This window comes from Oryzomonas sagensis, assembly GCF_008802355.1.
Taxonomy (GTDB): Bacteria; Desulfobacterota; Desulfuromonadia; order Geobacterales; family Pseudopelobacteraceae; genus Oryzomonas; species Oryzomonas sagensis.
In genome coordinates this window covers 21,556-41,740 of record NZ_VZRA01000003.1, presented here as the reverse complement: position 1 = coordinate 41,740, position 20,185 = coordinate 21,556, and the positions used below count along the sequence as shown (strand labels likewise).

At 60.2% G+C, this 20,185-nt stretch carries 19 protein-coding genes; 7 read left to right on the top strand and 12 right to left on the bottom strand.

The window, feature by feature from the left end; genetic code table 11:
* Positions 1–3 precede the first annotated feature (3 nt).
* From ftsX to F6V30_RS10870, 12 genes are all read right to left on the bottom strand, one after another.
* The gene (gene ftsX / locus F6V30_RS10925; protein ID WP_151157022.1) at positions 4–972 is read right to left on the bottom strand and encodes a permease-like cell division protein FtsX; all 969 of its coding nucleotides are present in this window, start codon (positions 970–972) and stop codon (positions 4–6) included.
* Positions 929–1,618, bottom strand: a complete 690-nt coding sequence (ftsE, locus tag F6V30_RS10920) for a cell division ATP-binding protein FtsE (RefSeq protein WP_149306092.1) — start codon at positions 1,616–1,618, stop codon at positions 929–931. The genes ftsX and ftsE overlap by 44 nt, the downstream gene beginning before the upstream one ends.
* A gap of 108 nt (positions 1,619–1,726) precedes the next feature.
* Positions 1,727–2,233, bottom strand: a complete 507-nt coding sequence (locus F6V30_RS10915) for a type IV pilin protein (RefSeq protein ID WP_151157021.1) — start codon at positions 2,231–2,233, stop codon at positions 1,727–1,729.
* On the bottom strand, positions 2,208–2,717 hold the full coding sequence (locus tag F6V30_RS10910) for a type II secretion system protein (RefSeq protein ID WP_151157020.1): 510 nt from the start codon (positions 2,715–2,717) through the stop codon (positions 2,208–2,210). The genes F6V30_RS10915 and F6V30_RS10910 overlap by 26 nt, the downstream gene beginning before the upstream one ends.
* The gene (locus tag F6V30_RS10905) at positions 2,704–5,373 is read right to left on the bottom strand and encodes a cohesin domain-containing protein (protein ID WP_151157019.1); all 2,670 of its coding nucleotides are present in this window, start codon (positions 5,371–5,373) and stop codon (positions 2,704–2,706) included. The genes F6V30_RS10910 and F6V30_RS10905 overlap by 14 nt, the downstream gene beginning before the upstream one ends.
* Before the next feature lie 33 nt (positions 5,374–5,406).
* The gene (locus F6V30_RS10900) at positions 5,407–6,054 is read right to left on the bottom strand and encodes a hypothetical protein (RefSeq protein ID WP_151157018.1); all 648 of its coding nucleotides are present in this window, start codon (positions 6,052–6,054) and stop codon (positions 5,407–5,409) included.
* Positions 6,051–6,599: a type 4a pilus biogenesis protein PilO gene (gene pilO, locus F6V30_RS10895; RefSeq protein ID WP_191965663.1), complete on the bottom strand. Its 549-nt coding sequence runs from the start codon at positions 6,597–6,599 to the stop codon at positions 6,051–6,053. The genes F6V30_RS10900 and pilO overlap by 4 nt, the downstream gene beginning before the upstream one ends.
* Complete coding sequence (locus tag F6V30_RS10890; protein ID WP_151157016.1) at positions 6,596–7,135, bottom strand: PilN domain-containing protein; 540 nt, start codon at positions 7,133–7,135, stop codon at positions 6,596–6,598. The genes pilO and F6V30_RS10890 overlap by 4 nt, the downstream gene beginning before the upstream one ends.
* Positions 7,135–8,061: a type IV pilus biogenesis protein PilM gene (pilM, locus tag F6V30_RS10885; RefSeq protein WP_151157015.1), complete on the bottom strand. Its 927-nt coding sequence runs from the start codon at positions 8,059–8,061 to the stop codon at positions 7,135–7,137. Before pilM ends, F6V30_RS10890 begins: the two co-directional genes overlap by 1 nt.
* 19 nt (positions 8,062–8,080) lie before the next feature.
* On the bottom strand, positions 8,081–9,799 hold the full coding sequence (locus F6V30_RS10880; protein ID WP_151157014.1) for a GspE/PulE family protein: 1,719 nt from the start codon (positions 9,797–9,799) through the stop codon (positions 8,081–8,083).
* An 8-nt stretch (positions 9,800–9,807) separates the two neighbouring features.
* Positions 9,808–11,016, bottom strand: a complete 1,209-nt coding sequence (locus F6V30_RS10875) for a type II secretion system F family protein (protein ID WP_151157013.1) — start codon at positions 11,014–11,016, stop codon at positions 9,808–9,810.
* Positions 11,017–11,257: 241 nt separating this feature from the next.
* Complete coding sequence (locus F6V30_RS10870; protein WP_151157012.1) at positions 11,258–13,516, bottom strand: NADP-dependent malic enzyme; 2,259 nt, start codon at positions 13,514–13,516, stop codon at positions 11,258–11,260.
* Positions 13,517–13,736: 220 nt separating this feature from the next.
* Here F6V30_RS10870 and F6V30_RS10865 point away from each other — a divergent pair, with 220 nt between their 5' ends.
* From F6V30_RS10865 to F6V30_RS10835, 7 genes are all read left to right on the top strand, one after another.
* Positions 13,737–14,234 (top strand): HIT family protein, encoded by a 498-nt coding sequence (locus F6V30_RS10865; protein WP_151157011.1) that lies wholly within the window; start codon positions 13,737–13,739, stop codon positions 14,232–14,234.
* Positions 14,231–15,223 carry an ROK family protein gene (locus F6V30_RS10860; RefSeq protein WP_151157010.1) on the top strand — a complete coding sequence of 331 codons (993 nt, stop codon included), beginning with the start codon at positions 14,231–14,233 and terminating at the stop codon, positions 15,221–15,223. Before F6V30_RS10865 ends, F6V30_RS10860 begins: the two co-directional genes overlap by 4 nt.
* A 103-nt stretch (positions 15,224–15,326) precedes the next feature.
* Entirely contained in the window at positions 15,327–16,211 is an 885-nt protein-coding gene (locus tag F6V30_RS10855; protein WP_151157009.1) for a DUF362 domain-containing protein, read from the top strand.
* A gap of 54 nt (positions 16,212–16,265) precedes the next feature.
* A complete protein-coding gene (locus F6V30_RS10850) occupies positions 16,266–17,090 on the top strand; it encodes a nitroreductase family protein (protein WP_151157008.1) in 825 nt (274 codons plus the stop codon).
* 127 nt (positions 17,091–17,217) lie between these two features.
* A complete protein-coding gene (locus F6V30_RS10845) occupies positions 17,218–18,771 on the top strand; it encodes a 4Fe-4S binding protein (protein WP_151157007.1) in 1,554 nt (517 codons plus the stop codon).
* Positions 18,772–18,784: 13 nt separating this feature from the next.
* Positions 18,785–19,675 carry a sensor histidine kinase gene (locus tag F6V30_RS10840; protein ID WP_151157006.1) on the top strand — a complete coding sequence of 297 codons (891 nt, stop codon included), beginning with the start codon at positions 18,785–18,787 and terminating at the stop codon, positions 19,673–19,675.
* Between the two features lie 5 nt (positions 19,676–19,680).
* The gene (locus F6V30_RS10835; RefSeq protein WP_151157005.1) at positions 19,681–20,172 is read left to right on the top strand and encodes a chemotaxis protein CheD; all 492 of its coding nucleotides are present in this window, start codon (positions 19,681–19,683) and stop codon (positions 20,170–20,172) included.
* Positions 20,173–20,185 lie beyond the last annotated feature (13 nt).

The following is a 20,185-nucleotide window of genomic DNA, read 5'->3' as shown; positions in this document are numbered from 1 at the left end:
GATTTAGATAGTAATAAAGCGTTTGAGAGACGTGAGGCTGCCGACAAAACCGAGCAGAATGCCGGCCACGGCAAGGGCCCCCACATACTCGATCGGGAGAAAGGCCAGCCCGGAGGCGGCCGGATTGAAGGTCAGAAAATTTCCCGCATTGTGGAGGAACCCCTCGTACAACCCCCACAGCAGGCCGACGGCGAGCGCCGCGCCCGCCGCCCCCTGGATGATCCCTTCGATGAGAAAGGGGGCCTTGATGAAGAACCGCGTGGCGCCAACCAGGGCCATAACTTCCAGCTCGTCGCGGCGGGAATAAATGGTCAGCTTGATGGTGTTGGAAACGATAAACACCACCGCGACCACCAGAAAACCGCCCAGCAACGCCCCGAGCATCCGCATGAAGTTCAGGAAGGTATTGAAACGCCGGACCCACTCCTCGCCGTACTGCACCTCGGTGATGCCCGGAATGCCCTTCAGGGAGGCGACAAACGTCTCGACCCCGCGGGTATCCCGGTTCGCCCGTTTGAGGGAGATCTCGAAGGAGGTGGGCAGGATGTCGGACCTGACCCCCTCAAGCAGTGTCTCCTGCCCCCGGAGTCTGCCGACAAAGCGTTTGAACGCCTCATCCCGGGACACGTAGCCGATGCGGGACACACCGCCCAGGGCCATGATTTTGCCGCGCAGCGCCGTCTGTTCCTGGGTACTCAACTCGCGGTCGAAATAAACCGTCACCTGCACCCGCTCGCTCCAGTTTTCCGCGGCATTCTCCAGGTTGACAAACACCAGGAGAAACAGCGAAACGATCAGGAGCGCCAGGGTGATCGTCCCCACCGTCACCACATTGACAAAGACATTCTGCCGGATGTTGGTCAAGGCGCGGGTGAAATAATAGCCGAGCCGGCCGCCGAACCCTTCGCCGGCAAGGTTGGGGCGTATGTTAGGCTGATTCGCCGGGGGTACTTTCTTTTTCCACCTGTTCAACGATCTCTCCCTTGCTGAGGGTTACCAGCCGTTTGTGGCAATTATCGATAAGCCGACGGTCATGGGTGGCGACCACGACCGTCGTCCCCCGCACATTGGCTTCCTTGAAGATGTTAAGAATCTGGTTCTTGTTGGCGTCGTCGAGATTTCCGGTCGGTTCGTCCGCAACGAGAATCTTCGGGTCGTTCACCAGGGCCCGCGCCAGGGCCACCCGTTGCTGTTCCCCGCCGGAAAGGCGCTGGGGGGTCATGGCGATTTTGGACTCCATGCCCATCTGTTTCAGCACATGCATGACCTTTTTGCCGATATCCGCCCTCCCCCACCCCAGCACCTCAAGGGTGATGGAGACGTTTTCGAAGACCGTCCGATTGGGGAGCAGCTTGAAGTCCTGAAACACCACCCCGACGCTGCGACGGAGAAAAGGGATTTGGGACGGGGTCATGCGGGAGACATTCTGGCCGTCGATCAGCACCTGCCCGCGGGTGGGGGTGAGGGCACCGTACAAAAGACGCAGCAGCGTGGTCTTCCCTGCCCCGGAGGGGCCGGTCAGGAAGACAAACTCTCCCTTTTCGATCCGCAGGTTGATGCCGTTTAAGGCCGTGGCATCCTTTTGGTATGCCAGGAAAACATTATGGAGTTGGATCATTTCGAGTACCTGGAGTAGAGCTCAACAAAAACAGAATTTGGGGACACTTAAATTTCATCGGGAAACAATACGCGCGGCACGGCATGGCGAAGGAGTGTGCCGGAGCCCTCAATACTCCCGATACGGAATACCATTGGTCCCCACCAGGTCCGAGTTGCTGTGGACATCCCACACATTGCCCTGGGCGACTCCGGTGCCGCCTCCCGACAACGGCGTGGCACCTCCTGGGACCGACGGCGTATCGGTAAGAGGAGGAGCCTCGGGTTGCCAGTCATCCTTTTTGGTAAAAGGGTCCTTGGGGAGTTCGCGCATATATTGATGTTTCTTATCCGTCAGGTCACTGAGCGAGTCGGGATACTTCCCCTGATCGGCATAATACTGGTCGATGACGCTGCGCAAATTGTGCAGATTTTCGCGCAGCACCGCCTCCTTGGTCTTGATGATGCCCCACTGGTAGTTGGGCACGGCAATGGCCGCCAGGATGCCGATGATCGAGACCACGATCATCAACTCGATCAGGGTAAAGCCGCGGCTGTTGCCCGGAAGGCCGCCAGGAGCCGGCCGGGTACGAAACCGCAGTGTGCAGCACTCACCACTCGTTGTATTTCGTCCCATCAATGGCCGTTCCCTCACTCTTTGAGTACACATCGTAGACATCTTCGCCGCCCCACGTGGTGGAATCCGGCTTGTCGGCATAGGATCGCATGCCCCACTCGGGCTCTTTCCCCGGCTGGGGCGGATTCATCGGATCGGGCGGTATCCTGCGCAGGAACTTCTTCTTGGTCGGGTACAGGCCGCCGAAATCGTACCCATCCACCAATTGCTGCAACGTTTCCGGACACCCCGACTTATCCAGGGATTTGGGAATTTTCCCTTCCAGTTCGGCCTTTTTGTAACTCTTCTGAAAGTCGTCTATGGCGGTGCGGATGATGCGCAGATTGCGGTGCAACTCAATCTCGCGGGTCCTGACGGCGGTCATCTGCATCATCGGCATGATGACCGACGCCAGTATCGCCAGAATGGTCATCGTCACGATCAGTTCAACCAGGCTGACTCCGCTGCGGTCTGACAACCAGCCCTTTGTCTTACCGTGTGACATTAACGACCCTGCTGAAGGGCAACATCTCATAAGGTTTGCCGCCTGCGGCTACAAAATTGACGTCGCTGAAGACAAAACTTGCAGCCCCTGCTTTTTTTGCCTTGAAGGTAAGGCTGGCAATCGTTCCCGTTCCCGACACCCCAACGTTTTCCACCTTGCGGGACAGGCTGACCGTCACCGTACCTTTTCCCGGGTTGTCTTCTCCGGAAAAGAAGGTCGGTTTGTTATCGCTACCGAGCAACGGCCCCTCCAGTATCGATACATACTCAAGTTTTGCCGGATCGTACGCCAGCACGAAGGGGGCTTTAATCAGATCTTTTACAAAGCTCGCCCTGACTGCCACCGTAAACTGCTGGCCAACGGCAATACTGGACGGGGTGACAAACTCAAGCATCCCCTTATCCGAAACCCATGTTGATTGGGGCAAAGGTGCCGCCGGTGCCGGTGCCGGTGCCGCGCCAGGCAACGCGCCGCCGCCAGGCGCGGGCTTGGCGGCAGCCTGTTCCGGTTCGTTTTTTTCCGCAGCCATCCGTTCCTGATCGGCTTTCTGCTTTGCCAGACGCTCTTTCTCTAACGTTGTTGCCGCTGCTGCCGGGACCGGAGCTACCGCCGCCGGTGCCGCCGGTGCCGGTGCCGGTGCCGCGGGTGCGGGTGCGGGTGCCGGTGCCGGCACGAATGCTGATGGCGAGGGGGCGGGACGCCGGGGGCGCCGGGGGCCCTGAGTGGCTTTTGTTTCCTTTGGCGACGGTTCCGTAGCCGCCTCGGCCTGGGCAGCAGACGCATTCCCCTCCGTTGCATAAACCGGTTCCTCTTCGAAGGCTCCCAACGGCCTGACCAAGGATGGATCGTCTTCCTTGCCGGACATGAATGCGGAAAGGTCGACCTGGGGAACGGTCACCCCGCGTATCAGCCGCGGCGTGATCGCCAGCACCAGTTCCGTCTTGGCTTTGCTGCCGTTGGAGTTGGAGAGGAGCGGCCCGATGAGCGGCAGGTCCCCCAACAGGAAGACCTTGCTCTTGCTGTCGCTGTTCGTGCGCGAGATCAAACCGCCGATGACGCTGGTTTCGCCGTCCTTCAGGCTGAGCACGGTTTCAAGGTTACGGGTGCCGATGGTGACGACCTTGGTGGCGCTGTCCGTACTACCCACGGTTTCGGTGGAAAGGATCGAGCTTACTTCGAGGGACAGCTTTATGGTAACTTCATTATTGAGCTGGATGGTCGGCTCGGCATTCACCTTGACCCCCACATCCACGTACTGGACGTTGACGCTGGTCGTGGAATTGGTGGTGGTCGTAGTGGTGATCGGCACCCTCGTACCGACCGTGAACTTGGATTTTTCCTTGTTTTTGACCCTGACCTTGGGGTTGGACAGCACTTCGCCCTTGGTCAGTGTCTTGCCGAAATTGTAGGTGGCATTGGGCACCGTCACGTAGCCGCCATACCCCTTGATGGAAAAAGCGCGGATCAGGCTGCTGATGGTTGACGAAGACGAGGTCGACGATGTGGTTGATGTCGATGCCGACGTTGTCGTTGCAAGACTCGAAGAGAGCGCCGTGCCGTCCGGCGCAAAGCCCCCCAACTGTACGTTGTAGGAGTTCAGCAGGAGCCCCACGTTTTCCGTGTTCGAATCGTTGAGCTCCACCACCTCCACATCGAGCACGACTTCAGGCTCGGGGACATCGTGGGCGTCCAGGATTTTGTCCACCACATCGACAACATCCTTGGTATCCCGGACAATGATCGAATTGGCGTCCTCATTGACCTGAATCTTGCGCACCTGTATCATGCCCCGGATCAGGTTGATCGCCTTCTTGGCTTCCAGGTAGTTGAGGTGGAAGGTACGCACCTCCATCTCCTCGTACTGTTTAACCTTGTCCGGCTGTTTGGGATAGATGATCACCGTACTTTCGTTCAGCACCTTGCGGCCCAGCTTGAACATGTTGGTCAGAAGGTCCAGGGCCTGCTGAAAGGTCCCATTTTCAATGTAGATAGTGATGTTCTGATCCTTCACCCCATCGTCGAACACAAAATTGATGCCGGAAAGCCGGGTGAGGATGCTGAAGACATCCTTGATCTTGGCATCCTTGAACTTGAGCGTGATCGGCTTGGCTGATTTGAGGCTCAGCTCAAAGCCTTCGAGCTTGTTCTTGCGCATGCCGGCAACACGCCGCAGAGCGGCCTGATACTCCTTGTTGTCGGGGCGCAACGACACAGCTTGGGTAAAAGCGCGGCTGGCCTCCTTGAACTTGTTGGACTTTTCAAAGTCCACCCCTTCCAGGAAGGCAGCTTGGGCCTCCTTCATGCGGCCGGCCGCTTCAGCCTGCTGTTTGTACACGGCCTGGCCGGGATCAAGTCCGTAGGCGCTCTGGAACGCTTCCAGTGCAGCGGCATAGTCCCCCCTGGCGCTTTGCTCAAGACCATTTTTGTAATGCTTTTCGGCGGCCTTTTGACGAGCGCTGAGAAAACGCACCCGGTATTCGCCGACCTCGGGCTCTTTGCGAAAGGCCTCGGCATAGCTGTACATGGCCTCTTCGTATCTGCCCTCGGTCTCGAATCTTTCGCCCGTACTGAAAGCCTGGCGTCCTCCCGTGCAACCGGACAGCGAGACAACCGCACCAAGCAGGCAGAGTATGTTCAGATGAATCAGATAGCGCATCCGTAGCGTCTCCTCTGGGACTGTGTTCAAACGTCAAGGCACTGCTTTGAGTGAAAGGTTCTCCATAAGCGGTATGATGATCTCTTCACCGGTATCCGTAACCTGAATCGTCAAAGTCTTGCTGGTAATCGACGCGGCCCGGTACCGTTTCTCGAAGACATCGCCTTTTTTCACCAGCAATATGGCGCCGTCCTTGGATAAAAAAATGGTCTTTTGCTGGTCCTTGCTGAGAAACCCCTTGAAAATGAATCGGGCCAATTCGAGCCGGTTCTGTTGGGCCTGCTCCTCCGCGGGCGTCAGGGTCGGAACGATCCTTGGCGGCGGGGGGGGAGGCGGCAGGGGCGGCAAGGGAGGCGGCTTGACCAGCTTAAGCGCCGCAGCCTTGTTTTGCATGTTCTTGAGCTCATCGACAAATATCGGCCTGAAGATATCGCGGCGATACCCCTTGAACACCTCCTGCCCGCGGCCCAGCAGATCCAGCCTCACGATGCGGCTGTCGCTCGGCGGGGCCGGTGCCGGCGCGGTGCGGCCCGATGCGTCCCTGGCGGAGGCGCCGCGCTGGCCGGGAGCGTTTTTCACGGGAGGTGCCACTTTGGGGCGGGGCGTGGCCCAGAAACTCCAGATCACGGCAACAGCCAGCGCAACCAGCAGGATGAACAGAATCAATCGCTGTCGGTTCATGGAGCCTCCCGGAGATACACCGTCAGATGAAGGCTCATAACGACGTTTTCCTCATACGGGTCACTGTTTGCCATGGCCATGTTGTTGATGACGACCAATTCGCTCTGCTTCTGCATGTCAGCCAGAAAATTCTTAACTGCGGCGTAACGGCCGCCAACGGACAGGGAGATATCATAGGACAGGAGCGCCGTATTGTCCTTTACCAATGCGGGTTTGTAGGTGACCGATACGACCTTCACACTGTCGGAAGCCGCTGTGTCGAAGATTCCTCCCAATAACCGGGGAAACTCGTTTTTGCGGGGAATGCGGGTCTGCAACTGCACAAGGTCGGCCTTGCCCCGCCGATAAATCACCGAAGCGTCGTTCTGCCCGGCAACCGCTACGCGACGCCGCAGGTCGTCCCACTTGGTCTGGGCATCGCTGATGCCGGATGCCAGATACCCCTTTAAAACCGCAAGCACGGCGATATTGAGCAGCAAAAGCACCAGGAGCGCCACAAGGATACGCCGCCTCTGGCCGACTATTTCCAGGATCATCTGGTTCATTTCGGCGCCATCCTGCATGAAAGGGAAAATTGAACGCCGCGGGTCTTTTCGCCCATTGAAACATCGTGATGGGACAAGAGCAGCGTTCTGGTAAAGGCCCTCGATCCTTCGAATTTCTCCATAGAGGCACGAACGTTGGCAAAAGAGTGCGCCAGGGCTTCGATCTTCATTTCACCGGTTTTCGTGTCAAGGGTCAGGGACGTCAATGCGACGCCTTCGGGCGTGGCATCCTCCACCTGGTCCAGGAGCCCCAGCCAGCTAAAGGCTTTGCGTTCCAACACGCCGTTGAAAAAGGTGATATCCGCCAGCAGCCGGGTATAATCCCGTTCCGGGATGTCCTTGGGCCGGCTGTTCAGGCGCCCCTCGTAGGTGGCAATGTCCGCTTTCAGACGCTGCAACTCCCCGTAATTGCTGAATGCAACCACCACATTCCACGCCAACACGATGGCAAACAGGGCCAGGGCGGCGTAACAGACCTGGCTTATCAGCCGCTGATCCACATAGGTTCTGGTGGCCAGGTTGATGGTAAAGCGCATCACAGACTCCTCAGGGCGGCGCCGATGGCGGCTGAAAAGAGAAAGAGCGATTCCTGGTCCCCCGGCGCCTCATCGCCGGGCGTTACGGCGGTTTTGGTCTCCAGCAGCGCGGCTTCCGCCCCCGCTGCTTCGGCGACCATCTCGCAGAAGGCGTGAGCCGCATCGGGAGGGGCGCAACAGAACACATTGGCCGTATTCAGTTCGGGAAAACGTTCGCGATAGACCAAGAGCGAGTTATTGATCTCCATGAACACGCGGTTATCCACGGCCGGCGTGCCGGCAAGCTCTTTCACCCGGATAAACTCGGGTATGTCGTTGTGATAGGCCATGATGCCGAGGGCGTGGTTGTAGAAAAAGATCAGGATACAGTCGTCCAACAGGCCCAGACGTCGATCAAAGGCCCGATAGAGGTTGAAGCTGTTGAAATCGATCCGTGCCGGCGTGAACCCCGCCGTTGCCAGCACGTCCTCGTATTGCCCGATGACCGTACGGGAAACCAGGGCCACCAGCAGGGCCATATCGCCGTTCTCGCGGATCTTCAGCACCTGGTAATCCAGATGAGCATCGGCGGCGTCGAACGGGAGGTTTTTCTTCAGCTTCCAGCGGATCATATCCAGGCCTTCGGCCCGGTTTTTGAAGCGCCCTTCCATATCCAGCAGCATGATACGGCCGACCGAGTCCGGCAGGGTGAGGGAAAGGCGTTTGGAACGGTGCAGCAGCAGGTTGTGGGCGCTTTGGAAACGATCGACAAAGGCCTGCGGATCGAGAATATTCGCTTCACGCAACGAACTGCGCACGGTGCCAGCCGCCAAAGGCGCAAAGGCGGCCCTCTCCAGGCGCGGTGCAGAAGCGGTGCCCCCCAAAAGGGCAAAGGCCACGCCGGTTGGGCTTATTTCGGCTCCGAGTGAGGTTTTGGCAAGCAGCATAGTGGTCAATCCATCCCCATCATTCCACAAAAGTAACGCGGTTGACTTCCTTGAGCGTCGTTTCTCCGGCAAGCAGCTTTTCAACGGCGGCCTCCCGCAGAAAAACCACCCCTGCTGCGTGGGCGGCCTGCTTGAGTTGGGTTGCCGGCACCCGGGCGATGATCAGGTCCCTGATCTCATCATTGAATTCAAGAAGTTCCACAATGGCAGTGCGTCCCCGGTACCCGGTCCCGTTGCACTCCTCGCACCCCACCGCCTCGTACAGGACGGCATTGCGCGTGCACTCCGGGTCGACCCGTGCCTCCCGCAACTCGTCGTCGGTGTACCGCACCGGTCGGCGGCATTTCATGCAGACCCGCCGCACCAGGCGCTGCGCCATGACACAGTTGAGACAGGAGACGAAGTTGTAGGGATCTATCCCCATGTGGATGAAACGGCCGATTACGTCAAAGGCGTTGTTGGCGTGCACCGTGGTGAAAACCAGGTGGCCGGTCAACGCGGATTGCACGGCGATCTGGGCGGTTTCCGAATCCCGGATCTCGCCGACCATGATCTTGTCCGGGTCGTGACGCAGGATGGAGCGCAGCCCCTTGGCAAAGGTGAGCCCCTTCTTCTCGTTGACCGGAATCTGGAGCACGCCGCGCAGCATGTACTCCACCGGGTCCTCGATAGTGATGATCTTGTCCTCGCCCGTATGGATCTCGGTCAGGGCCGCATACAGGGTGGTGGTCTTGCCCGAACCGGTGGGACCGGTCACCAGCACCATGCCGTACGGTTCGCGGATCTTTCTGCGCAGCCGTTTGATCTCCCGTTCGCATACCCCGAGATTTTCCAGGGACAGTCCTTTCATGTCGCTGGCGATGCTCTCCTTGTCCAGGATACGGATAACCGCATCCTCCCCCAGGGCGCTCGGCATGATGGAAACGCGGAAATCGATGGACTTCTCGCTGAAACGGATCTTGAAGCGTCCATCCTGGGGGATGCGCCGCTCGGAGATATCCAGTTCGCTCATGACCTTGAGGCGCGAAATGATCGGCCCCTGGAAATGCAGGTCGATGGGGTCATTGGCCCGGTAGAGGACGCCGTCGATGCGGTACTTTATCTCAACGCCGTCGTGGCCGGTTTCGATGTGAATATCGCTGGCCCGGCGGTTAAGGGCGTCAAGAATGGTGCTGTTGACCAGTTTGATGATCGGGCTTGTGTCTTCGGAGATGCTCTCCACCGACAGGACCTCTTCGCCCCGGTCGGTCTCCTTGACCAACTGCAGCATGAAGTCTTCCGAGACCTCGCGAAGCACCCGGCGCGTCCCCTCTCCCGCCTTGGCAAGGACTGCGACGGCAGATTCAGCGGCAACGCGGAGTTGCAGGGGACGATCGAACAGGAGTTCGAGCTCATCCAGCTTCACCACGTCCGTGGGGTCGGCAACGGCCACCACCATGAAGTCCTCGGTCATTTCCAACGGCACAAAGCGGAAACGGTAGAGGGCATCGGGCGGCAGCGAATTGAGCAACTCCTCATCCGGTTTGAAGCTGGCCAGATCGACGTAGTCCAGATTGAACTGCTCGGCCAGGGCATGGGCCAGGTCGTCGTCGCTGATCAGCCCCTCCTGGAGGCAAATCTCTCCGAAACGCAGCTTGCTGGTAGTCAATTTATCGAGCACGACCGGCAGTTGATCCGCTGCGAGCGCACCGCGTTCGATAAGGATCGTGCCGATTTTTTTCCGCCGGTACGACTGCATTGCCGCTCCTAGCCTACCGTGCCTGCGATCTTGAATATCGGCAGGTACATGGCAACGATGATGATGCCGATCACCACGCCGACAACAAGCATGATGGCGGGTTCAATAGCGGTTGTGAGGACACGCATGCGTTCCTCCAACTCTTCCTCCAGATAGTCGGAAATGTCAACCAGCATATCCTCCAAGGCGCCGGTCGCCTCTCCCACCCCCAGCATGCGCAGTGCCAGGGGCGGCATGATATTGATCCGCTCCAAAGCGGTGGAAAGCCGCCCCCCCTCCTCGATGAACCTGACCGTTTCGAAGAGACGCTTTTCCATGTAACGATTATTGAGGGTCCCGATGCACATGCGGAGCGACTCGATGATCGGTATGCCGCTGCCGAGCACCGTCGCCAGGGTGCGGGTGAAACCGGCCACCGAATATTTGGTGAACACGTCGCCCGCCAACGGGATCGTCAGTTTGAAGCGATCGACCGTGTAGCGCCCGGACTCCGTAGCGACCCAGGTGCGGTACGCGTAAACAGAACCGATCACCAACAGCACCCCCACCGGGGCAAAATGCCGGAGAAACGCGGTAAAGCCGATCAGCATCCTGGTTGGCGCCGGCAACTGGGAACCGGAGTCGGCGTAGACCTGGCTGAAGGTAGGCACCACGTACAGCAGGAGCAAGGTGATGGCTATGAATGCGAAAACAATGAGTATGGATGGGTAAAACAGCGCCGCGATGACCTTCTTGCGAATATCGTCAACCCGTTTGAGATATTGGATATACCGCCGGATCGTGCGGAGCAGGTCTCCGGTCCTCTCTCCGGCGCGGATGGAGGCAATGTACAGCTGTGGGAACGCCTGGCCGTGTTTGTCCAGGGCGGCCGAAAGCGCTGCCCCCCCCTTTACGTCTTCACGCACCTGGAGCAGAATCTCGTTGAGCTTGCCCGCCTCGTGCCGTTCCAGAATCGCATCGAGCACCTGCATGATCGGCATTCCGGCCTTGATCAGGACGAGCATCTCCTGGTTCAGGGTCAGAAGCGATCGATTATCGATGCGACGGCGCTTCAGCCCCTTTTCAAAGAGAAACTGCAACGGCTTTTTCTTGACCTCGAAAACAAAAAAGCCCTGATCTTCCAGGCTCTTGCGCAATACAGACGGCTCGTCCGCCTCGAGATCGCGAAACACTACATTGCCGTCGGATGCACCGAGCTTACAGGTATAAATCGCCATAACTGCGTTAAAATATCACATCGCACCTTAAATTCAAACACAAAAACCACCGGCTGATGGCCGGTGGTTTTTGTGTCCAAGCCCTGTCGGGGCCTTGCATAAACGTCATGATGGGAGGATGAAACAAGGTAGCCAAGACATACCACGTAGTTATGCCTCAGCTACCCCGACCGTGCGCCGCCGCAAAGACATGCCGCAGCTCTTTGACACCCCGCCATGTGCAGGTAATTCCGCAATTGCCTCAGGATATCTGGGCGTCCACCACGGCAATGGCCGCCATGTTCACGATATCGTCCACGTCATCACCCCGCTGCAGGACATGAACCGGTTTCTTCATGCCCATCAGGATCGGCCCGATGGCCTCGGCTCCCCCCAGATGGTGCAGAAGCTTGTAGCAGATATTCCCCGAGTTCAGGTCCGGGAAGATGAGGATATTGGCCGCCTCCTTCAGGTTGGCGAAGGGGAAGCTTTTTTGCAGGATCTCCGTAACCACGGCGGTGTCAGACTGCATCTCGCCATCGATGACAAGCCCCGGCGCCTTTTCCTTGACGATCTCCGTCGCCTTTTTGACCTTGAGAGCCTGGGGATGCTGGACCGATCCGAAGTTGGAGAAAGAAAGCATGGCGATCGTCGGATCAATATCGAGCATCTGGGCCTTTTCCGCGGCAAGGATGGCGGTTTCGGCGAGCTCCTCGGCGGTCGGCTCGATACAGACCGTGGTATCGGCCAAAAGGAAGATCCGCTTCTTGAACACCATCATATAGAGACCGTGCACACTGGAAAGGCCGGGCTGCTTGCCGATCACCTCCAGGGCCGGCCGGATGGTTTCGGGATAATGGGTATCGATGCCCGAGAGCAGAGTATCCGCATCCCCCTGGCGCACCATCATGCAGCCGAAGTGGGTGCGCGACTTACGGGTCAGTATCCGCCGGGCCTCGGTGAGGGTCAACCCCTTCCGCTGCCGCAGACTGAACAGCTCCTGGGCGTATTCATCCGCCTGGTCGCAGTTGGACGGGTCGATGATCTGCGCGCTGCCGTTCAAATCCAGGCCCAATTCCTCCATCTTGGCGTTGATCTTGTCCCGGTTGCCGATGAGGATCGGCTTCGCTATCCCCTCCTCGATCAGGATCTGGGTGGCGCGGAGGATCTTCTCGTTATCTCCCTCCGGGAAGACGATCCGTTTGGGGTCGCTCTTGGCCTTGTTGATGATCAGGCGCATGGTTTCCTTGGCCTTGCCCTGCAGCGACTCCAACTGTTCCACATATTTGTCCATGTCGGCAATCGGCTGCCGGGCAACGCCCGAATCCATGGCGGCCCGGGCGATTGCCGGCGCCACCCGCAGCAGGGCCCGGGGATCGAACGGCTTGGGGATGATGTAGTCGCGGCCGAAGGAGAATTTGACGTTGCCGTAGGCCCGGCAGACCGAATCGGGGCACTCCTCCCGGGCCAGTTCCGCCAGGGCGAAGACGGCGGCCTTTTTCATCTCCTCGTTGATGGTCGTGGCGCGCACATCCAGGGCGCCGCGGAAGATAAAGGGGAAACCGAGCACGTTATTGACCTGGTTGGGGTAGTCGGAACGCCCGGTGGCGATCAGGACATCGCCCCGCACCGCACGGGCATCTTCCGGGGTGATCTCGGGGTCGGGATTGGCCATGGCGAAGATGATCGGATTGGCGGCCATCTTGCGCACCATCTCCGGGGTAAACGCCCCCTTGGAGGAAAGCCCGAAGAGCACATCGGCCCCGTTTGCCGCCTCCTCCAGGGTACGCAGCGGCGTATCGGCGGCAAAGCGCTCTTTGTACTTGTTCATCCCTTCGGTGCGCCCCCGGTAGATCACCCCCTTGGTGTCGCACATGATCAGGTTTTCCCGCTTCACCCCCAGGGAGATGGCCAGATTGGCGCAGGCGATGGCCGATGCGCCCGCGCCGTTCACCACGATCCTGATCTCTTCGATCTTCTTGCCGATCAATTCCAGGGCGTTGATCAGGGCCGCGGAGGAGATGATGGCGGTGCCGTGCTGGTCGTCGTGGAAGACCGGGATATTCATGGTCTTCTTCAATTCTTCCTCGATGTAGAAACACTCGGGGGCCTTGATATCCTCCAGGTTGATGCCGCCGAAGGTCGGCTCCAGGAGTTGGCAGGCGCGGATGATCTCGTCCGGGTTCTCGCTGTTCAACTCGATGTCGAACACGTCGATATCGGCAAAACGCTTAAAGAGAACTCCCTTCCCCTCCATGACCGGCTTGCCCGCCAGGGCGCCGATATTGCCCAGCCCCAACACCGCCGTACCGTTGGAGACAACGGCCACCAGGTTCCCCTTGGCCGTGTACTGGTAGGCGTCTTCGGGATTTTTTTCGATCTCGAGGCAGGGCTCGGCAACACCGGGCGAGTATGCCAACGACAGGTCCCGCGACGTCAAACATGGTTTCGAAGATATAACCTCAATCTTGCCTTTTCTGCCGCTCGAATGATATTCCAGCGCACCGGTAATTTTCGCCATTCCGCCCTCCGAATTTAGTTACAATAAAAAAACAGGGGTTTAATGCCCGCTATATCAGTAATATCTTTTACTTAAATTAAAAAAACCATATCCCTAAAACACCGTATTTGTCAAGAAGTTAATATACGCGGATAAAAAAATATTATATTTATAACTAATGATTTGCCTCGCGCGTTTGTGCTGCTACAATCCGGAAACTGCACACAAAGGAGGAACCGCCATGGAACGGATCTGGGCTCCCTGGAGGATGACGTATATCAATAACGCCGCCCCCCAGGAAGGATGTATCTTCTGCAAGGCCTGGGAGGAAAACGCCGATCGGGAACGGCTGGTGCTGGCCCGAAGCGAACATTCCCTGATCATGATGAATCGCTACCCCTATTCCGGCGGCCACCTGATGGCTGCCCCTGCCCGGCACGTGTCCGACATGAACGACCTCTCCGATGCGGAGATGCTGGACCTCATGCAGTGCATACGCCGGGCCCACAACCTGTTGAAGGCCGTTGCCAATCCCCAGGGCTTCAATATGGGCATCAACCTGGGCAAGGCGGGCGGGGCCGGCATCGAGGACCATATGCACGTCCATATCGTGCCGCGCTGGAATGGCGACACCAACTTCATGTCGGTCGTGGGGGATGTGCGCGTCATTCCCGAAGGGCTCCTGGAAACCTACGACCGCCTGGCGGAAGCGATCGGGGCTGGAGTAGCGAAGGGATGAAAACGGCCGTCATCGGCATCGATATCGGTGGAACCAACCTGCGCAGCGCCCTGGTCGCGGCATCGGGCGCAATCGTTGAACAACGGCGCAGCCCCAGCGGGATCGAAACGGGACGGGACCGTTTCTGCTCCCGCCTCCTGGCCTGCATCGACGAGTTGCGCGAAGAGGCGGCCCGACGCGGCATACGGGTGCACGCCATCGGTGCCGGGGTGCCCGGGCTGATCGGGCGGGATGGCCTGATCCATTCGTCGGTCAACATGCGCCCCCTGGAGGGCTTGAATCTGGGCTCCTTTCTGGAAGAGCGCACCGGCCTTCCGGCCGCCTGCGGCAATGACGCCAACGTCATCGCCCTGGGCGAACAGCGTTTTGGCGCCGGCAAGGGGCTGGCGTCGTTCCTGATGGTCACCATCGGGACCGGCCTGGGGAGCGGGCTGATCCTGGACAACAGGCTCTGGACCGGCGCAAACGGTTTTGCTGCCGAGTTCGGTCATGTCACCGTGGACCCGCAGGGCCTCCCCTGCCCCTGCGGCAACCGGGGATGCCTGGAACAGTACTGCTCGGGGGGCGCCGTGGTGCGTGCAGCCCGCGAGCTGATCCCGGCGGGCCTGTTCCCCCCTGCGCCCGCGGAGCCGAGCGCGGAGGCCGTGGCAGCCCTGGCGCGCCGGGGAGTGGCTGGAGCCCGGACCGCCTTCGAACGGTCGGGAAGATGGCTCGGCATCGCCCTGGGTAGCCTCTCCAACACCTTGAACCTGCAGGCGGTCATCGTGGGTGGCGGCGTGGCCGCCAGCTTCGACCTGCTACTGCCCGGCCTCCGGGCGGAACTGTCCCAGCGCTGCTTCCCCCACATTTACGACGGGCTTGCCATCCTCAAGACCGAGTTGGGGGACGACGCCGGCCTCCTGGGTGGAGCGGCCCTGGCGGAAGAGCGCCTCCATATTCCGTTCCCTCCCCGCACCGTGGCTGACGGCGCGTCACTCCAGGCCCCATAGCGTTTTCCCACTATCGCCACTTTTGCGTACTTGAAAATTGTGCGCGCTGGCGTACAATGTTTCTCCACGCACCATGAACCATACATTCAACAGGAGTTTCCCCATGGATAGACGCGCGTTTCTCAAGACAGCCGCCGCAGCCTCCCTCTTTACCCCCAGCCTGGTCAAGGAAGCCCTGGCGGCAAAGGAGCAGTCGGTGGTGGCGGTGGCCGAAGGCAAGGATTACAGGGCCATAACCCGCAAGGCGGTCAACGCCGTCGGCGGCATGCGGCGCTTCGTCAAGGCCGGCGATGTGGTGGTGGTCAAGCCCAACATGGGGTGGGACCGCTCGACCGAGTTCGCCGCCAATACCCACCCCCAGGTGGTGCGGGCCCTGGTGGAGGAGTGCCTGGCCGCCGGAGCGAAAAAGGTCAAGGTATTCGATTATACCTGTAACGATTCGCGGCGCTGCTACGTCAACAGTGGTATAGAAGGGGCGCTCAGGGGGATGCGGAACGTGGAGTGCAAGCAGATCGAGCAGGAGCGTTTCAAAAAGGTGCCCCTGAACGGCCGGTTTCTCAAGGAGTGGGAGCTGTACGACGAAGTGCTTTCGGCCAATGTCTTCATCAACGTGCCGATCGCCAAGCACCACGGCCTTTCCAAAGTCACCATGGGCCTCAAGAACATCATGGGCATCATGGGAGGCAACCGGGGTTACATCCATCGCAACCTCGACGTGGCGCTGGCGGATGTCAACGCCCGCGTAAAAAGCCACCTGACGGTCATCGACGCCACCCGCATCCTGACCGCCCATGGGCCGCAGGGGGGGAACCTGGCCGACGTCAAGGTGCTCAACAAGGTGATCGCATCCACCGACATCGTGGCCGCAGACGCCTTCGCCACCACCCTGTTCGGCCTCAAACCGGCCGACATCCCGGTTATTGCCACCGCCCACAAGCGGGGCCTGGGCGAGATGGACCTGGGGCGGATCAAGGTCGTGCGGGCCTGACGCCCGACGGGCCGGGCCGTCGCCCTTCCCGGGAAACCACACAGGGAACAGATCATGTCAAGACTCGCCGTCGACAGCCAGAAATGCACCCGCTGCGGCCTGTGCGCCACCGCCTGCCCTCTGGGCATCATCAGGCTTCCCCCGGGAGAGCAGCCGCGTTACGTGGCGGACGGGGCGACCCGCTGCATCATCTGCGGACACTGCGTGGCGGTCTGCCCGAGCGCCGCGCTGGAGATCGAGGACGCGCGCCTCGATTCGGCCGCGTACGAAACCGGCGAGGCCGAGATTACTCCGGAACGCTTGGCAGCCTATCTGCGCATGAGAAGATCGGTGCGCAATTACCAGGACGCCCCGGTGGATCGCGGCACCATAGAACGGCTCCTGGATATTGTGCGTTATGCCCCCACCAGCGGCAACAGCCAGTCCATACGCTGGCTGGTCATCCACAACACCGGCGAGGTGCGGCGCTTGACCGGCCTGGCGGTTGACTGGATGCGGACCGTCATGGTTTCCGACGCGCCGGTCAACGCCTACTTCAACTTCGAGGGGATCATCCGCTCGTGGGACAAGGGGAACGACCCGGTCTGTCGCAAGGCACCCCATCTCGTCGTGGCATACGGCCACCGGGAGTCCCTCGTGGCCGGGACCGACGCCATCATCGCCCTCGCACACCTCGAGATCGCCGCCCCCTCCTTCGGCCTCGGCACCTGCTGGGCCGGTTTTTTCCAAATGGCGGCAGCCCGGTGGGAACCGCTGCAACGGGCGTTGGACCTGCCGGCGGACCATCTGCCGGTCTATGCCATGATGCTCGGCTATCCGCTGTTGCGCTACCAGCGCCCGCCGAAACGCAATCCGCTTACCGTCACGTGGCGGTCATGACCGGGCTCTGAAAAGCGCCCGGGAACGACCGGGCACCCGGCAGAAATGTATCGAACACGATGCGCGCCCCCTGCAACGCCGCAGACGGTTCCCCGCACAGATTTTTCATCCCCGACAAGGTGACGACATGAAACCGACCTCCGCCCGTATCAGCCAGCTAGCCTTCCTGGCCCTGTTCCTTATGTTGTTCGTCCAGACCGAGTACCGCGGCCACGACGAGATCAACGCCGCGGTGAACGCCTTTTTCCGGGCCGACCCCCTGGTGCTTTTCAGCTACCTTTTGGCCGCCAAAACCTGGTCCTGGCTCCTGCTGCCGGCCCTGCTGATGGTGGTGGCAACGCTCCTTCTGGGGCGTTTTTTCTGCGGCTGGATCTGCCCGCTCGGGACCGTCCTCGATCTGGTGACGCCCAAAAAACGCACACGCCGGCCGATCGCCGCCCTCAAGGGGAATCTGAAATATTGGCTTTTGCTGCCGATCCTGGCCGCGGCCCTGTTCAACCTGAATCTGGCCGGTCTGCTGGACCCCCTGGCCATTCTGCTCCGGGGGGTGACCTTCTTTCTCTATCCCCTTCTGGGGCTTGGGGCACGGGAGGGGTGGGTCGGACTCTACCGCCTGCTGGGCGAACGGCGCGACGCCGTCGCTCCGGCCTACGAACTGCTGCACACCTATCTGCTCCCGTTCCGCGAGACCCTTTATCCCCTGGCCGCTTTTTCGGCCCTGGCTCTCCTGGCGATCATCGCCCTGGAGCAGTTTGAGGAGCGCAACTGGTGCCGGAACCTCTGTCCCCTGGGCACCCTGCTGGGGTGGCTGGGGCGTTTTTCCCTCTTCAAGCGCATCCCAGCCGGCCTGTGCGGCGATTGCGGCACATGCCGCGAACTCTGCCCGACCGCCTTTGACCGGGACCTGCTGGCCAAGGAGGAGTGCATCCTCTGCATGGAGTGCCAACTGCACTGCCCCCACCAGCGCATCTCGTTCCGCCTCACCCCTGGGCGCACGGGTGCCGGGCCGCTCCTCCCGGAACGGCGGGTCCTGTTGGGGAGCATGGCGACCGGCTTGTTGCTGGCCATCCCGGCGCGCTTCCGCCCGCCCGAAAAGGGCCTGCGCCTGTTGCGCCCTCCCGGCGTGCGCAACGAGGAGGAGTTTCTGAACAAATGCGTCCGGTGCGGCGAATGCATGAAGGTCTGCCTGAAGAACGCCCTCTACCCGGCCGCCTGGCAGGCCGGCATGGAGGGCATCTATACGCCGGTAGTCGTCCCGCGCCTGGGATACTGCGAATACAACTGCACCCTGTGCGGTCAGGTCTGCCCCACCGGGGCCATCCCCAAACTGCCGGCGAGTACCAAGCAGCGTGAGGTGATCGGCAAGGCGGTGCTCGACAAGAACCACTGCCTGCCGTTCGCCAAACGTATCGATTGCATGGTCTGCGAGGAACACTGCCCCATCCCGTCCAAGGCCATCCGCACGCGGGAGGTGGAGGTTCCGGGGCTGGACGGCGTTCGCAGAAAAGTCAAGGAGCCGTATGTCGTGGAGGAGATCTGCAACGGATGCGGCATCTGCGAGAACGTCTGTCCCCTGGAGACAAAGGCGGGCATCGAGGTCTTCGGGGTAACGAACCGGGCGCCCATCGCCGAGGCCACCGGAGGCGAGGCGGAGGCCGGGTCGGGGCTGGGATATCAGTGAGGGGGAGTCTACCATGAATCTGACGGACGACGAGCTTATCCAGGAGTTGAGCAACCGTTTTGCCCGGAGCCGCAAGACCTTTTCGGACCTGAACGTGGTAAATCGCAAACTGGTGGAGATGAACCGGCGGCTGGAACAATCCGAGGCGTTGAAGAGCAATTTCCTCTCCAACATCCGCAACGAGATCAACAATCCGCTCAATGCCATCGTCGGGCTGGCGGGGCAGATAGAAGCCCTTGGCCCGGAAGGGGGCGAAGTTGCCCCACTGGCGTCCATGATCTGCTCGGAGGCCACCAACCTGGATTTCCAGCTCCGCAACATCTTCATGGCCGCCGAGCTGGAGGCGGGGGAGATCGACCCCCACCTGAGCCGGGTGAACGTTGCCGCGGTGGCACGGGATGCGGCGGAAGCGTTCCGGCACCACGCGGCCCGCAAGTCCGTGGCGATCGAACTGGAGCCGCCCCCGGAATCAGACTCCCTGCTGTTCGACACCGATGCGGAAAAGGTGCAGATCATCCTCTCCAACCTGGTGGCCAATGCGGTCGAATACAGTCGTGAGGGGGGGCGCGTCCAGATTTCCCTGAACCTTGCCCCGGACGGCAGCCTGGTCGTCGGGGTACGGGACTTTGGAGCGGGCATCGCCGGGGAAGACCAGCAACGCATCTTCGACCGCTTCACCCAGCTTGAAACCGGCACGACCCGCTCCCACCGGGGACAAGGGCTGGGACTCAGCATCGTCAAGGCGCTGGCCGATCTCTTGCAGGGGACCATTGACCTGGAAAGCACCTACGGTCAGGGGGCGCTGTTCAGGCTCACGCTCCCTCCCCCTGCCGGCGACGCCCCCCTCACCACCTTTGCCGAAGGGGGCAACCTGTTTTTGTTCGACGACATCAGTGAAAAATAGGAACGATGAATAAGGAAGACTCCACAAACAGGCATTTTCTGTTTCCCGGCACCCTCTTCGCCGACGCGCGCGATTACCAGGTCAGCACCGTGCTGGGGTCGTGCGTTTCGGTCTGCCTGTGGGACACCGTGACCCACGTGGGGGGTATGAATCACTTCATGCTGCCGCTCTGGAACGGCGAGGGGCTGGCAACCCCCCGGTACGGCAATATCGCCGTGGAGAAACTCCTGCACAAGATGTTGGCTCTCGGGTGCGTGAAAAAGCATCTCGTGGCCAAGATTTTCGGTGGGGCAAACGTCAATGGCACCGGCACCGGCAACGAGATATTCATGATCGGCGACCGCAACGTCATCCTGGCCAATCAACTGCTGGATGAATACGCCATACCGATCAAAGCCTGGGATGTGGGCGGGCGCCTGGGGCGCAAGATCGTCATGCAAACCGGCACCGGCGTCGTATGGGTGGGCAAACACAAGGTTGCCGCCCAGGCACGATAGCCGTCGATACCGG

What these genes read in the sequence shown, in the direction of transcription:
- ftsE (WP_149306092.1), bottom strand. Translation starts at nt 1,618, where the DNA reads ATGATCCAACTCCATAATGTTTTCCTGGCATACCAAAAGGATGCCACG.
- F6V30_RS10915 (WP_151157021.1), bottom strand. Translation starts at nt 2,233, where the DNA reads ATGGGACGAAATACAACGAGTGGTGAGTGCTGCACACTGCGGTTTCGT.
- F6V30_RS10910 (WP_151157020.1), bottom strand. Translation starts at nt 2,717, where the DNA reads ATGTCACACGGTAAGACAAAGGGCTGGTTGTCAGACCGCAGCGGAGTC.
- F6V30_RS10905 (WP_151157019.1), bottom strand. Translation starts at nt 5,373, where the DNA reads ATGCGCTATCTGATTCATCTGAACATACTCTGCCTGCTTGGTGCGGTT.
- F6V30_RS10900 (WP_151157018.1), bottom strand. Translation starts at nt 6,054, where the DNA reads ATGAACCGACAGCGATTGATTCTGTTCATCCTGCTGGTTGCGCTGGCT.
- pilO (WP_191965663.1), bottom strand. Translation starts at nt 6,599, where the DNA reads ATGAACCAGATGATCCTGGAAATAGTCGGCCAGAGGCGGCGTATCCTT.
- F6V30_RS10890 (WP_151157016.1), bottom strand. Translation starts at nt 7,135, where the DNA reads ATGCGCTTTACCATCAACCTGGCCACCAGAACCTATGTGGATCAGCGG.
- pilM (WP_151157015.1), bottom strand. Translation starts at nt 8,061, where the DNA reads ATGCTGCTTGCCAAAACCTCACTCGGAGCCGAAATAAGCCCAACCGGC.
- F6V30_RS10880 (WP_151157014.1), bottom strand. Translation starts at nt 9,799, where the DNA reads ATGCAGTCGTACCGGCGGAAAAAAATCGGCACGATCCTTATCGAACGC.
- F6V30_RS10875 (WP_151157013.1), bottom strand. Translation starts at nt 11,016, where the DNA reads ATGGCGATTTATACCTGTAAGCTCGGTGCATCCGACGGCAATGTAGTG.
- F6V30_RS10870 (WP_151157012.1), bottom strand. Translation starts at nt 13,516, where the DNA reads ATGGCGAAAATTACCGGTGCGCTGGAATATCATTCGAGCGGCAGAAAA.
- F6V30_RS10865 (WP_151157011.1), top strand. Translation starts at nt 13,737, where the DNA reads ATGGAACGGATCTGGGCTCCCTGGAGGATGACGTATATCAATAACGCC.
- F6V30_RS10860 (WP_151157010.1), top strand. Translation starts at nt 14,231, where the DNA reads ATGAAAACGGCCGTCATCGGCATCGATATCGGTGGAACCAACCTGCGC.
- F6V30_RS10855 (WP_151157009.1), top strand. Translation starts at nt 15,327, where the DNA reads ATGGATAGACGCGCGTTTCTCAAGACAGCCGCCGCAGCCTCCCTCTTT.
- F6V30_RS10850 (WP_151157008.1), top strand. Translation starts at nt 16,266, where the DNA reads ATGTCAAGACTCGCCGTCGACAGCCAGAAATGCACCCGCTGCGGCCTG.
- F6V30_RS10845 (WP_151157007.1), top strand. Translation starts at nt 17,218, where the DNA reads ATGAAACCGACCTCCGCCCGTATCAGCCAGCTAGCCTTCCTGGCCCTG.
- F6V30_RS10840 (WP_151157006.1), top strand. Translation starts at nt 18,785, where the DNA reads ATGAATCTGACGGACGACGAGCTTATCCAGGAGTTGAGCAACCGTTTT.
- F6V30_RS10835 (WP_151157005.1), top strand. Translation starts at nt 19,681, where the DNA reads ATGAATAAGGAAGACTCCACAAACAGGCATTTTCTGTTTCCCGGCACC.